10 protein-coding genes are annotated in these 13300 nt (G+C 72.9%); 6 read left to right on the top strand and 4 right to left on the bottom strand.

Going from position 1 to position 13300, the window contains the following annotated elements:
- Window positions 1–7 precede the first annotated feature (7 nt).
- From ACFQVD_RS22835 to ACFQVD_RS22810, 6 genes are all read left to right on the top strand, one after another.
- Complete coding sequence (locus tag ACFQVD_RS22835; protein ID WP_343975744.1) at window positions 8–1915, top strand: glycosyltransferase; 1908 nt, start codon at window positions 8–10, stop codon at window positions 1913–1915.
- A gap of 30 nt (window positions 1916–1945) precedes the next feature.
- A complete protein-coding gene (locus ACFQVD_RS22830) occupies window positions 1946–2602 on the top strand; it encodes a DALR anticodon-binding domain-containing protein (protein ID WP_343975741.1) in 657 nt (218 codons plus the stop codon).
- Window positions 2603–2645: 43 nt separating this feature from the next.
- Window positions 2646–3458 carry a neutral zinc metallopeptidase gene (locus tag ACFQVD_RS22825; protein ID WP_343975738.1) on the top strand — a complete coding sequence of 271 codons (813 nt, stop codon included), beginning with the start codon at window positions 2646–2648 and terminating at the stop codon, window positions 3456–3458.
- A 140-nt stretch (window positions 3459–3598) separates the two neighbouring features.
- Entirely contained in the window at window positions 3599–4981 is a 1383-nt protein-coding gene (gene lysA, locus ACFQVD_RS22820; protein WP_343975735.1) for a diaminopimelate decarboxylase, read from the top strand.
- Between the two features lie 60 nt (window positions 4982–5041).
- Window positions 5042–6334, top strand: coding sequence for a homoserine dehydrogenase (locus ACFQVD_RS22815; RefSeq protein ID WP_343975732.1), 1293 nt, complete (start codon window positions 5042–5044; stop codon window positions 6332–6334).
- A gap of 206 nt (window positions 6335–6540) precedes the next feature.
- Window positions 6541–7347 (top strand): polysaccharide deacetylase family protein, encoded by an 807-nt coding sequence (locus tag ACFQVD_RS22810; RefSeq protein ID WP_343975729.1) that lies wholly within the window; start codon window positions 6541–6543, stop codon window positions 7345–7347.
- A gap of 66 nt (window positions 7348–7413) precedes the next feature.
- Here the strand turns inward: ACFQVD_RS22810 and ACFQVD_RS22805 are convergent, their stop codons facing one another.
- The 4 genes from ACFQVD_RS22805 to ACFQVD_RS22790 are packed head-to-tail and all read right to left on the bottom strand — an operon-like array spanning window position 7414 to window position 13278.
- Entirely contained in the window at window positions 7414–9204 is a 1791-nt protein-coding gene (locus tag ACFQVD_RS22805) for a glycosyltransferase (protein WP_343975726.1), read from the bottom strand.
- Window positions 9201–11123 (bottom strand): glycosyltransferase, encoded by a 1923-nt coding sequence (locus ACFQVD_RS22800; RefSeq protein ID WP_343975722.1) that lies wholly within the window; start codon window positions 11121–11123, stop codon window positions 9201–9203. Before ACFQVD_RS22800 ends, ACFQVD_RS22805 begins: the two co-directional genes overlap by 4 nt.
- Window positions 11123–12808, bottom strand: a complete 1686-nt coding sequence (locus ACFQVD_RS22795) for a glycosyltransferase (RefSeq protein WP_343975719.1) — start codon at window positions 12806–12808, stop codon at window positions 11123–11125. Before ACFQVD_RS22795 ends, ACFQVD_RS22800 begins: the two co-directional genes overlap by 1 nt.
- Window positions 12805–13278: a hypothetical protein gene (locus tag ACFQVD_RS22790; protein ID WP_343975716.1), complete on the bottom strand. Its 474-nt coding sequence runs from the start codon at window positions 13276–13278 to the stop codon at window positions 12805–12807. The genes ACFQVD_RS22795 and ACFQVD_RS22790 overlap by 4 nt, the downstream gene beginning before the upstream one ends.
- Window positions 13279–13300: the final 22 nt, after the last annotated feature.

Raw genomic sequence — 13300 nt, 5'->3', positions numbered from 1 at the left:
GGACGGCGTGACGGGCGACCAACTCGAAAGCACACGACAGGCGTTACGGGAGGCGGTGGCCCACGCGGAAAGGGCTTCCGAACTGGCCCGTCTGCTTGACGCGGCACAGGCCAAGATCGCTGACGCGGAGCGGGTGACCGAAGAACTACGTGGGGTGCGAGAACTGCTCAGCGAGACCGAGGAGCGGCTGGAGGCGGCGAACGCGGCCGAGGAGAAGCTCCGCAAGGACCTGGCGGAGCAGCGCTACCAGGCCGAGGTGGCCAGGTGGAAGCTCTCCTCGGTGCAGGTGGCCCGCTGGTCCCGGCTCGGCGACGCGATCAAGACGGGCAAGAGCAACCCGGTGCGGCTGGCACGTGGCCTGCGCGGGGCGGCCAAGCCCGCCAAACGCCCGACCGCTCCCAAGCGCCAGCCGGTGCCGCGCAAGAGCGGCGACAAGGCGGTGGTGCCCGGCGCGTCCTTCCAGGCCACCAGCTCCGTCAGGACCGTCGGCGGCAGGTCGGTCAAGCTCAAGCCGTTTCGCGTCCCGACCGGGCCGAACACCCGCCCGCACCTGACCGCCGCCGTGATCGCCACGCCGCACGGCGAGGCACTGCTGCGCTACGAGTGGCGCCAGAGCACCGGCTTCACGCCCAAGGACTTCGCCCGGGTGCTGGCGGCGGAGGTCCCGCACCTGCTGCTGGTCGAGTCGGTGACCGAGGGGCCGTGGGCACCGGAGCTGCGCGAGCCGGGCCAGGGGCTGCGCGCCCTGCTGTCCTGGTGCGCGGAGCGGGGCATCCGCACGGTCTTCTGGCACACCGGGGGCGAGGTCGCCGGATTCGTCGCCGCGGCCAGGCTGTTCGAGCACGTGGTGACCGCGCTGCCCAAGTCCGTGGGGGCCTGGGGCGCCGCGCTGGCGGCCCAGGAGCCCGAGCCCGGCCGCCGGGCGCCCTCGCTGGGAATCCTGCCCTTCGCGATCCAGCCGCGCGTGCACAACCCGCTGCCGCTGGCCGGGGACCGGTTCGAGCGGGTGCTCTCGCTGGAGGAGCTGCTCCCCGGGCACCTGTCGTATCCGGACGTGCTCACCTCCTACCGCTGGCCCGTCGCGGTCGACTGCCCGCCGGGCACCGAGCCCTGGCGGATGGCCGAGCTGGCCGCCTGCGGAACCTCCATCGGCAGCGAGCCCGACCCGCGCCGGGCCCACCTGGCGCTCCGCCAGGCGTACGCCTCGGGCACGATGACCAACAAGGTCGACGATCTGCTGGACGCGATCGGCCTGCCCAGCGGCCGGGCCACCCTGAACATCTCGGTGATCATGATCGACCGGGGCGACCTGGACTACACGCTGGCCCAGGTCGCGCCGCAGAAGGGCGTCGTCCAGCTGGTGCTGCTCTCGGACGTCCCGGACGCCGCCGCGCGGGCCCGTGCCGCGCTGCCCGACCAGGTGCACGTCACGGTACGCCGCCCCGACCCCGGCCTCACCACGGGCGGCATGCTCAACCGCGCCCTCGACCTGTGCCAGGGGGACCTGGTGGCGGTCATGGACGCCCGTGACCGGTACGGAGAGCACTACCTGACCGATCTCAGCCGGGCGTTCCTGTTCGCGAGTGCCGACATCGTCGGCAAGGCGGCCTACTACGCCCACCTGCGCGACGTCGCGGCGACGGTGCTGCGCCAGCCCTCGGCGGAGTACTCCTACCTTCCCGACGTCGCGGGGGCCACCCTGCTGGCCCGCCGTGCGGTGCTACGCGGCATCGGCTTCGCCGACGTCTCGGAGAACTGGGCCGACGTGCTGATGCGCCAGTGCCGCGCGGACGGGATCAAGGTCTTCTCCGCGGACCGCTTCGGCTACGTCTGCCTCCGTGACCGCGACCGCTGGCTGCTCGGCTCGGCCCAGCTCGTCGACTACGGCCCGGCCGACCCGCACGCGCTGATCTGAGCGCGTACGTCCGGACCCTAGGCTGATCCGATGAGGCCAGGCGCGCTCGGTGAGGTCCTCGGCCTGCCGCCGATCCCCAAGGGGACGTGGGCCGGGGAGGCGATCTACCTCTCCCCGGCCGCGCTGCGCCGGGGAGAGGACCCGGAGAGGACGGCCGCCCGGCTCCGCGCGCTGCCGGGCATCGCGGCCGTCCGGGTGCTGGCCGGCGGTTTCCTGGAGATCGCGGTGTCCGTGCCCGGCGAACTCGTCACGGAGATCGGCGGGCCCGTTCCACCCGTCACGGGCACGTCCCCGTGGGACGACCTCCCCAGGACATGGGCCAACCCCGGGTTCGTCGTCAGGTACGCGCACGCGCGGGCGGTCGCCGTGCAGCGCTGGGCGGCGGAGCTGGGCGTCGGCGGGGACTTCAGGCCCGAACTGCTCGACGACCGCAGGGACAGGGCGGTGCTCAGGTCGCTGGCCGAGGTGCACGGCAGGCGGGTGAGCCGGGATCCCGGATGGGCCGCCTACGCCGAGCACCTGGCCCTGGCCTACCACGACGCCTTCGAGGGGGCCGCCGCGCTCCCCGCCGGTGACGAGGAGCCGTCGGAGCTGCACACCGCCCGCGTACGCCTGGCGCGGGCGGTACGGGACGTGCTGGCCGAGGCGCTGGCGGCGCTTGGCGAGACGGCCCCCGACAGGTTGTGATAAACCCTCTCAAAGAAGATCAAAAGGATCAGGAGAGCGGCGAATGGGCGGTCCTCGCGACTGGGAGGCGTACGAGCCGCGCCGCCCCGGGATGATCCGCCGAATGCTGCCGATGCTCCTCGCCTTCGCGGTGATCCTCGGCGGGCTCGCCTATCTGGGAGGCGACCTGCGCGAGCTCCTCGGAACCGCGCCGGGCTCGCCCCGCTCGGCCGCGGCGACGCATCGCCTGTACGAGGAGACGGGACCGATCGACGCCCGCTGCGGCACGCTCCCGCGAAACCTCGACGCCGACGCCCGCACGTCGCTGAAGGCCCTCGCCGGATGCCTGGACCGGATGTGGGCGGACACCCTGGCGAAGGCGGGCATCGACTACGCGCCGCCGGAGGAGGTGCGGCTGATCGCCGCCCCCGAGGCGGCCGCGTGCGGGATCGACGACTACGACTGGGCCGGGATCTACTGTCCCGACTCTCGCGTCGTCAACGTGCTGGTCGAGGACGAACGGGCCTTTCCGATGATGTTCACGCTCGCCCACGAGTACGCCCACCACGTCCAGGAGGTCAGCGGGATCGCCGACCAGAGAGGTTCCGAGGCCTTCGACGAGGCGTGGTCGCGGCGGCTGGAACTCCAGGCGGACTGCCTGGCGGCGGCGACGCTGCGCATCGCCACGCCGCGCCGGCTGGAGAGCCTGCGCGGCTTCGCCGGACGCGGCTCCGGCGTCGAGGACGGCACGGAGGCGGGCTACCGGCAGTCGCACGGCTCGGGCGCCAGCAGCGCCGAGTGGATGCGGCGCGGCCAGGAGGGCGGCACGGTGGCGTCCTGTAACACCTGGGGCGCTCCCGCCGAGCGGGTCTCCTGAGGATCTTGTTGCGACGCGACATTAAAATATGTCGCCAAAGTGGTCGATAACGTAAAAAGTTCGCGTGTTCGAGGGCGATCGCGTCTCGATAGGTGGGCAATCGTCTCAGGGGGATCACCGGGTCCGATAGCCTCGATCGGGTGAGTCGATTCGCCCATCCCGCCGGTGACCGGCATGCCGAAGTGCTGCCCGAGGAGCGCCCTCCGCACGCACCCGCCGACCTGAACACGCTCGACCCGACCATCTGGCCGCGAACGTCGGGCCGAGCCGACGGCTCGATCACGATCGGTGGCGTGGACGTCAGGGACCTGGTCGCCGAGCACGGCACCCCGCTCTACGTGGTGGACGAGGAGGATTTCCGCTCCCGCTGCCGCGACTACGCCGGCGCGTTCTCCGGGGGCGAGGTCCACTACGCGGGCAAGGCGTTCCTGTGCCGCGAGGTCGCCCGCTGGATCATGCAGGAGGGCCTCGGCCTCGACGTGTGCAGCGCCGGCGAGCTCGCCGTCGCGCTCAGCGTCGGATTCCCGCCCGAGCGGATCACCATGCACGGCAACAACAAGTCGTTCGCCGAGTTGGAGAGGGCCGTCGAGGCCGGTGTCGGGCACATCGTGGCCGACTCCTTCGAGGAGATCGCCCGCCTGGGCTTCCTCGCGGACAAGTACGGCAGGCGCCCGCAGGTGATGATCCGGGTCACCGTGGGCGTCGAGGCCCACACCCACGAGTTCATCGCGACCGCCCACGACGACCAGAAGTTCGGCTTCTCGCTGAGCTCCGGCGCGGCGGCGGAGGCGGCCAGGCGGATCCTCGCCCTGCCCCAGCTGGAACTCGTCGGCCTGCACTCCCACATCGGTTCCCAGATCACCGACACCGCGGGGTTCGAGGTGGCCGCGGGCCGCCTGGCCAAGCTCCTGGTGCAGATCAAGGACGAGCACGACGTCGTGCTGCCCGAGCTCGACCTCGGCGGCGGCTACGGCATCCCCTACGTCGACGGTGACATCGCGCTCGACGTCAAGGAGATCGCCGACAGCCTGCGGGAGATCGTCAGCAAGGTGGCCGGGAACGCCGGCCTGCCGGTGCCCAAGCTCACCGTCGAACCCGGCAGGGGCATCGCCGGGCTCGCCGGGGTGACGCTCTACGAGGTCGGCACGATCAAGGACGTCGAGGGGCTGCGCACCTACGTCAGCGTCGACGGCGGCATGAGCGACAACCTCCGCACCGCCCTCTACGGGGCCGAGTACACCGCGCGCCTGGCCTCCAGGGAGAGCGCCGCCGAGCCGATGCTCTCCCGGATGGTCGGCAAGCACTGCGAGAGCGGCGACATCGTCGTGCGCGACCTGTGGCTCCCCGGCGACCTGGCCCCCGGCGACCTGGTCGCCGTCGCGGGCACCGGCGCCTACTGCCGCTCGCTCGCCAACAACTACAACTACCTCCCCAAGCCCGCCGTGGTCGCGGTCAAGGACGGGGCGTCCCGCGTGATCGTCCGCAGGGAGACCGAGGACGACCTGCTGAGAGGACAGCTGTGAAACGACCAGGAGCGGACGAGAAACCCGTGCGTGGCGTGGGCGAGAGGGGGGCGTGATCGTATGGCGCTGAAAGTCGCACTTCTGGGGTGCGGAGTCGTCGGCTCCCAGGTGGTCAGGCTCCTGCACGAGCAGGCCGACGACCTCGCCGCACGCATCGGGGCACCGCTGGAGCTCGCCGGGGTGGCCGTGCGGCGCCTGGGCCGCAGGCGGGACGCCGAGGTGGACCCCGCCCTGCTCACCACCGACGCCGAGGCCCTGGTCACCCGGGACGACATCGACATCGTCATCGAGGTGATCGGCGGAATCGAGCCTGCCAGGGCGCTCATCCTGGCCGCGCTGAACAGCGGCAAGTCCGTCGTCACGGCCAACAAGGCGCTGCTCGCCGAGGACGGCGCGACGGTCCACGCCGCGGCCAGGGCCGGCAACGCCGACCTCTACTTCGAGGCCGCCGTCGCGGGCGCGATCCCGCTGGTCCGCCCGTTGCGCGAGTCGCTCGCCGGGGATCACGTCCACCGTGTGCTCGGCATCGTCAACGGCACCACCAACTACATCCTCGACAAGATGGACTCCACCGGGGCCTCGTTCTCCGACGCGCTGGGGGAGGCCCAGGCACTGGGTTACGCCGAGGCGGACCCCACCGCCGACGTGGAGGGCTTCGACGCCGCGGCCAAGGCCGCGATCCTCGCCGGAATCGCCTTCCACAGCCGGGTGACGGCCGCCGACGTGCACCGCGAGGGCATCACCGAGATCACCGCGGCGGACGTGGCCAGCGCCAAGGCCATGGGCTACGTCATCAAGCTGCTGGCGATCTGCGCCCGCTCGGAGGACGGCAGGTCGTTCGGCGTACGGGTGCACCCGGCGATGATCCCCAGGACGCATCCGCTGGCGGGGGTCCGCGAGGCGTACAACGCCGTGTTCGTCGAGGCGCAGTCCGCCGGCCGGCTCATGTTCTACGGCGCGGGCGCCGGTGGCGCGCCGACCGCGAGCGCGGTGCTGGGCGACATCGTGGCCGTGGCCCGCAACGTGCTGGCGGGCACCCGGGGCTCGGAGGAGTCCACCTACGCGGACCTGACCGTGCACCCGATGGGCGAGACCGTCACGCGCTACCACGTCTCGCTGGACGTCGCCGACAAGCCCGGCGTGCTCGCCAGGGTCGCCGACATGTTCGCCAAGCAGGACGTCTCCATCCAGACCGTCCGCCAGGAGGGCCACGGCGCGGACGCCCAGCTCGTGCTGGTCACCCACCGGGCCAGCGACGCCGCGCTCTCGGCCACCATCGAGGGCCTGCGCGAGCTGGACATCGTCCGCGACGTGGTGAGCGTCATGCGGGTGGAGGGCGAGGACACCCCGTAGTGCGGTGACCGCCCCTCCCGGGACACCGGCGACTCGCACCGCCCGGCGGGTCCTCCGCGAAGCTCTTCGCGGAGGACCCGCCGGGCGGTGTCATGCCGGGTCGGTATCAGGTTCCTGGGTATTTGATAACGGCTAAATCGGTGGTCTCCATAGGCTTATATGGTGTTTTTTTGTGCTTTATTTGCTGTTCCGGGAGGGGGTCCGCCATGAAGATCTTTCGTCGGGTGGCCGTGTTCTCCGCGGCGCTGGCCATCGCGATGGCGCCGGGACAGGTCGGTCAGGCGAAGACCGCGAAACCCGTCAAGAAGGTGGAGACCGTCGTCTCGCTCACCTTCGACGACGGTGACTCCACGCACCTGGCCGTGGCCCGCATGCTGGAGAGGCGCGGGATGCGTGGAACGTTCTACATCAACACCGACACCATCGGCGACGAGCTCAAACTGACCCGTCGCCACCTCGCCGCGATAGCCGGGAAGGGCCACGAGATCGGCGGTCACACGCTGACCCACATCCGCCTCACCGAGCTGACCCAGAGCGAGCAGGAGGGGCAGATCTGCGACGACCGCAGGAGGCTGGTGGCGTGGGGGTACCGGCCGGCCACCCTCGCCTACCCGTTCGGCGCGGTCGACTCCGACGCCAAGGCGGTGGCGAGGCGGTGCGGCTACGACGCGGCCCGCTCGGTCGGCGGGCTCAGGGAGTGGAAGTGCCCCGGCTGCCCGGCGAGCGAGACCACACGCCCGAAGGACCGCTACGAGATCCGCACGCCGAGCTCCGTTCGCGAGGACACCCTGCTGCGGCACATGAAACAGCAGGTGCTCAACGCGGAGAAGAGCGGTGGCGGCCTGGTCCCGCTGGTGTTCCACCGGGTCTGCGACCGCTGCGGGCTCTACTCGGTGACTCCCGAGCGGCTGAACCCCTTCCTCGACTGGCTGGCGGCGCGCAAGTCCCGCGGCACCGTGGTGAAGACGCTGCAGAGTGCCGTCGGCGCCCGCTACCGCCCCGTGCCCGGCTGAGAACGGCCCCCTCAGGACCTTCCCGCGATCCGCGCAGGGCCGGGGCCCCGGCGCGGGGGAAGGCCGTCAGGAGCCCTCGGTGAGCCTGCGGAGACCGCGGGCGGCGCGGCCGAGCAGGGAGCGTTGCCGGGCCTGGCGCAGGGCGACGGCCTCCAGGCGGCGCTGTTCGGCCTTCTCCTTCCACCTGGCGGTGTCGCGGCGGCCCTTGGCGGCCACCGCGCGCAACTCCTTGAGCTCGGCCTTGAGCGTGGCGATCTGCCGCTGGGCCCGTTCGGCCTCCCGGGCCCGCGACTCGGCCGCCGCGCGCCAGCGCACGGCCTCCCGGTTGCGGTTCGTGGCCCAGTAGGGGTAGGCGTGCGCCGCCGGCCGCAGCCGCCAGGACTCCGCGTCCAGCCAGGTCGCGCCGTGCAGTTCGGCGATCACGTCGTCGAGCGACTCGCCCTCGCGGGCCACCCGCCTCGCCCTCGCCACGGCGGAGGTCCGCTCCAGGCGGGCGGCCAGGACACCTGACTCGTCCTCGTCCAGCGCCACCAGCAGCAGGCCCTCGTCGTCCTGCTCCGCCCGCTCGACCAGCATGGCCAGCGACTCCGTCCCGGGCACCCAGCCGGCCGGGCAGACGAGCCGGAACGGCGCGGGAGCCGAGGTCGGCGGGACCCGCTCGACGAAGGAGACGCGGCCGTCGTGGGCGTACTGGCCGCGCAGCAGCCGCAGGTCGAGCAGCGGGTCGTCCAGCGGCCCGCCCGCCGCCCCATGGCGCTCGCCCGCGGGCGACGCCCACGGCCCGGCCAGGGTGACGCGCACGTCGGGCAGGCTGCTGGCCAGTGCCCCGTCGACGCTCGCCCTGACGTCCTCGAAGGAGGCGCCTCGGGCGTCCACCACGACGTCGACGTAGGGGACCAGCCACTGCCGGCCCGCGTCGGTGCGCAGGTGGCGCCGGTAGGGGACCCGGTCGGCGATGAAGGGGTCGTTGTGCCGCCTGACGTCCGCGGGCCTGCGCATGGCGGTCGTCGTGCCCAGGTGCCAGCTCAGCGCCTCGGCGTCGGGGACGAACACCGCGCCCGTCTGGGTGAGCCGGTAGCCCAGCTCGGTGTCCTCGCCGAGCCGCAGGGAGGTGTCCAGCCCTCCCGCCTCCTTCAGCAGGGCGGCCGGTAGCGAGACCGTCGCGCCCACGTGGACGCGGTGCAGCAGCGAGTTGGGCGCGTCGCGGAAGCCGCGGTGCGCGGCGACGAGCTCGGCGATCCAGTCGTGCCCGTGCTCGGGATCCTCGGTGAAGAGGGAGTCCGCCCTGTCCTTGGCCACGGCGATCTGGACCTCGGCGGGGGTGGGCGGGGTGCCCGTCATGGCGGTGAAGCGCAGCGTCCCCAGCACCACCAGGTAGCCGGCCAGATGGTGCCAGCGCATGTGCGCCTCGACGTGCTCCCGGTAGGAGACGATGTCGGCGTCCATCCGGTGGATCACCTCGCCGTCCGCGACGGCGGTGCCGGTCTCCAGGGCCCAGGCGATGCCCCGGCGGCCGGGGGCACCGGGAACGATCCGGGTGCGTTCGGGGGCGATCTCGGGAAGCCGGAGCGGGGGCGCGCTGCCGTCGTCCACGACGATCACCTCAAGGAGGTGAGCGGGGTAGGTCTGGGCGGCGAGCCCGGCCAGGGTGAGGTCGAGCCTGTCCTGCCCTCCCCTGGCGGGGATCACCACGCTCACCGGCAGGCGCGGCTCCCATGCGCCGAGGGCGGGCGCCGGCAGCACCCCGTAGTCGTTGCCGGGAATCCGCGGCGCGGCGGCCTGGGCCGGAACCGGCGGTGCGTCCGGTGCGTCCGGTGTGTCCCCGGCCGGGACCCGCGGTGCGCGCGGCGTGTTCACGGGGCCTCCGGGGGGAGTTCCATGAGCGCGCTGGGCCGGAAGCCGCGCCACTGGCGCTTGTTCCGTCGCAGGAACGTGCCGATCGGCTCGCGCCAGGTGTGGTCGGCGACGTTGCCGCGCCGCAGGATGTAGCCCAGGCCCTGGGTGCGGTAGATCTGCCCGCCCGCGGCCTGTACGGCGTGCTGGAACTGGGCGTCGATCGTGCCGGGCAGGGGGCGGAAGCCGCCCACGGCCTCGAAGGCGGAGCGTTCGGCGAAGATGGTCCCTCCGGCGATGAAGTTGGTGATCTGCTCGGTGACCTGCTCGCGGTGGACGGTCACCCCGATCGAGGCGAGGTAGACGAACTCCGGGACCATGCCCACCACCTGGGCCCCCGAGTAGGAGTGGGCCAGCAGCAGGTCGGAGACGAAGTCGGGCCCGTACCAGTCGTCGTCGTCCATCTTCAGCAGGAACGATCCCGACGCCCTGGCCGCGGCCTCGTTCAGCACGGCCCCGAACACGCTCTCCTCGTTCGCCTCGAACACGGTGACCGGCCGCTCGAAGGAGGCCAGCGCCCCGGCCACGCCGGGATGCGTCGCCGGGATGCCGTGCAGGGCGAGGATCACCTCGAACTCGGTGCCGCGCTGCCTGGCCAGCTGCTCCAACGCGAAGCCCACCATCTCCGGGCGGCGGGTGGCGAGCAGCACCGAGACCGGCTGCGAGGGCCTCGCGGGGGCACCGAGCTGTTCCCAGCGGGCACGGACGCCGTGGCCGCGCAGCGCCTCGCGGCGCAGCCGGATGCTGTGTTCCTCGCGCTCCAGGTCGTCCTTGAGCACGGGCTCGTCGACCGAGGTGATCAGTCTGGCCAGCTCGGGGCCGAGGGCGCCCGCCCAGCGCGGCACGGCCTCGGAGACCAGCGGCACCCCGGCCGCCGCCAGCCCGGTGACGACGCGGAGCGCGGCCACCGGGCCGCTGTGGCCGCGCCGCCAGTCCACCCGTACCCCTCTGACCTGCCTGATCCGGTTGACGTCCACGTCCGTGACGGCGCCGGAGGCCGCGAAGGCGGTGAGGGTCCGGCCATCGCAGGTGATCGCCCAGCGGCCGGATTCCACGGACAGATCGGCGGTGCCGAGGGACGGTACGGTGACGAAGCCCATGGGGTTGACCGAGCGGTCGTCGACCGGTGGGACGGTCCGGGGTTCTGACAGGTCGCCGAGACCGGCCTGGAGGATCCTGCCGCCGCCGGGGCGGCCGAGCCGCTCCCAGCTCATCAGCTCGGCGACCGGGCGGTCCGCCGGGTCCTCGTCGCCGGACCAGGGCGGCGGCGCCTCATCGACCGTACGCACGACCAGGTCGGCGCCGCGGGCGCCGAACCTGTCGGGGACCGGCCCTTCGGGCGGGGACGGGGCCGCGTTCGGGTCGCCGGGACGCCAGTGGGCCGCCCCGGGGCCGGCCAGACCGGCGACGGGCGCGGCGACGGCGTCCATCCGGTGTCCCGCGAACGCCCTGGCGGTCGCGGCGAGCGTCCGCCCGGCGGGCGCCGGTTTGGAGAACCGCGCCTCGATCACCCAGGCGGGCGCTTCCGGCTGGTGGACCCGGAGCTCGACGAGCGACCGCCAGCGGTGGGCGGGAGTGGGCGAGGGCACCGGCGCGGTGTACCAGTGCGGTGTCTCCTCCACGGCGACGACCACCCGGGTGGCCATGGCCAGCAGTGACTGCAGGCTCGCGGCCCTGCGGAGGTCCGTCGGGGTGCGGGCGAGCACCAGGATCTCCGCGGCGCCCTCCTCCGCCCGCGGGATGCCGTCGAGGTCGCCGTCGAGGTCCATCGCCCCGTACGACTCCAGCTCGCCGAGTGTCTCGAAGCCCGCGCAGTAGACGAGGACGCGTCGCTTGCCGTTCCGTTCCCCGGCGGCCCGGACGAGATCGATCAGCAGGGACATCAGCCGCTCTTCCCCCGGCGCGGAGCCGTCTGCCGCCTGGTCGTCGGGATGATCCCTCCCAGGGGGCCACGCCGCCGCTCGTCCCGGGAGTGCCCGGCCTCCGTCCGCAGCCGTTCGGTCTCGGCGCGCAGGCTCTCCACCTCGCCCCGCAGCCGTTCCGCCTCGCGCTTCCACCGGGTGCTCTCGGCCCGCCACTTCGCGGGGTCACCGGCGACGGGCTCCGCCTCCCCGGCGGTCGCCACGCCGAACTCGGCGGCACTCACCCACAGGGAGCCGAAAAGCCTGTGGACGGCATCGTCGATATCACCGTCGATGTCACCCCCTGGAGTGCCTCCGGTCACCAGCGCCGCCCTGGCGAAGGCGGCGGTGCGCTCCAACCTGGCCGCCCTGACCCCGTCGGCCCCCTCGTCGAGCACCGCGCTCAGCAGCCCGTACCCCTCGCTCTCGGCGAGTTTCACCAGCTCGGCCAGGCTGTCGGCGCCGAGTGCCCACCCGGCGGGGAAGGTGAGGCGGAACGGCGCGGGTGCCGAGCCGGCGGGCGCCTCCTCGGCGAAGGAGACCCGTGGCTCATGGGCGTACAGGTTGTGCACCAGACGCAGATCGAGCAGCGGCTCGTCGAGGGAGGGGTGGCGGCCGGCGGGGAGCCGGGCCCAGGGCCCGACCACGGTGACGGCGACGTCGACGAGGGTGCCCGCGAGCGCGCTGTCCACGCTCGCCCGCACGTCCTCGTAGCGGGCGCCGCCGACGTCGACGACGACGTGCACGTACGGCACCAGCCAGGTCCTGCGCGGGTGGGTGCGCAGCCAGCGCAGATCGGGGATGAGGTCGGGCAGCACCGACCAGTTGTGCCGGTGCACCTCCTTCTCCCTGAGCATGACCGTGGACGGGCCGAGGTGCCAGCCGCGGGCCTGCGGGTCGGGGATGAAGACCGCGCCCGCCTGCGCGAGGCGGAAGCCGAGATCGGTGTCCTCACCCATGTTCAACGCGGTGTTCACGCCGCCGGCCGAGCGGAGCAGTGCCACCGGGACCGATGTGCTGGCCCCCGAATGGAGCCGGTAGGCCCCGGTGCCCGCGTCCCGCAGCCACCGGGTCTCCGCCAGCACGCCCGCCCGCCACTCGTGTGGCGCGGACCCGTCGAACAGCCTCTCCGCGTCCCCGGCCTCCACGGCCGAGAGGACCTCCCCGGCACGGGGCCGGGTCCCGTCGGGGGTGAAGCGGACGTCGCCCATCACGACGGCGTAGGGGAGGAGGTGGTGCCAGCGCATGTGCGCCTCGACGTGCTCCCGGTCGAGGATCATGTCGGAGTCGACCCAGTGCAGGATGTCGCCGGCCGCCGCCTCGGCACCGGTCTGGCGGGCCCAGCCCCGCCCCCAGCGGCCTTCCGGTACCCGGACGAGGCGGGTGCCCGCCGGGGTGATCTCGGGGACGCGCAGCGGCGGTTCGCTGCCGTCGTCGACCACGACCACCCCCATCAGATGCGCGGGGTAGGTCTGCGCGGCAAGGGAGGCGAGCGTACGGTCCAGGGCGTCCTGGCAGTCGTACGCCGGGATCACCACGCTCACCCTGAGCCGGGGCTCCCACCGGCCCAGGTCGGGTGGGAGCAGCGGCCCGTAGTCGTTCTGCCCGACCTCGGCGCGAGGGACGCCGCTCCGGCCGGCCAGGTCGCCGTGCCCGGCCCCGCTCACGCCTCTCCCTCCGGGGTGGCCTGTCCGGTCCGCGCCTCCACGGCGGCCAGTCGCGGCAGCAGGTCGTTGACCACCTCCGCCATCTCCTGGCGCTGCGGTATGGAGACCAGCCGGTCCTCGCCCAGCGAGACCAGGATCGTCTGCAGGTCCTCGTCCCGCTTCCGCTCGTGCTCCCTGAGCAGTTCGACGATCTCGTCCAGCCGCCGGTCCAGCCGCTCGGTGGCGGCCTTGACCGTGGTCAGCTCCGCTTCGTAGCGCTTGACGCGGGTGTCGATCCGCAGGGCCTTGCCGTCGACCCTGCGCACCGTCGCGATCGCCAGCATCTGGACGGCGAACACCGTCGCGATCGCGCCGAGTACGACGGCCGCCGTGACCGAGATGACATCGGTGCCCGCGAGCAGCGTCAGCGCGATCAGTACCACCGGACCGATGGTCGCCGCCAGAAGCGTCAGTTTTCGGGGCGTGGGCATCCGCGCTTACCTTCCATGCCGC

Origin of the sequence: Streptosporangium amethystogenes subsp. fukuiense (genome assembly GCF_042665875.1) — a bacterium.
Lineage (GTDB): Bacteria > Actinomycetota > Actinomycetes > Streptosporangiales > Streptosporangiaceae > Streptosporangium > Streptosporangium fukuiense.
Note: the sequence above shows the minus strand (reverse complement) of the source record. Positions and strands in the feature narration are given on the sequence as shown.

What these genes read in the sequence shown, in the direction of transcription:
- ACFQVD_RS22825 (WP_343975738.1), top strand. Translation starts at nt 2,646, where the DNA reads ATGGGCGGTCCTCGCGACTGGGAGGCGTACGAGCCGCGCCGCCCCGGG.
- ACFQVD_RS22800 (WP_343975722.1), bottom strand. Translation starts at nt 11,123, where the DNA reads ATGTCCCTGCTGATCGATCTCGTCCGGGCCGCCGGGGAACGGAACGGC.
- ACFQVD_RS22830 (WP_343975741.1), top strand. Translation starts at nt 1,946, where the DNA reads ATGAGGCCAGGCGCGCTCGGTGAGGTCCTCGGCCTGCCGCCGATCCCC.
- ACFQVD_RS22815 (WP_343975732.1), top strand. Translation starts at nt 5,042, where the DNA reads ATGGCGCTGAAAGTCGCACTTCTGGGGTGCGGAGTCGTCGGCTCCCAG.
- ACFQVD_RS22810 (WP_343975729.1), top strand. Translation starts at nt 6,541, where the DNA reads ATGAAGATCTTTCGTCGGGTGGCCGTGTTCTCCGCGGCGCTGGCCATC.
- ACFQVD_RS22790 (WP_343975716.1), bottom strand. Translation starts at nt 13,278, where the DNA reads ATGCCCACGCCCCGAAAACTGACGCTTCTGGCGGCGACCATCGGTCCG.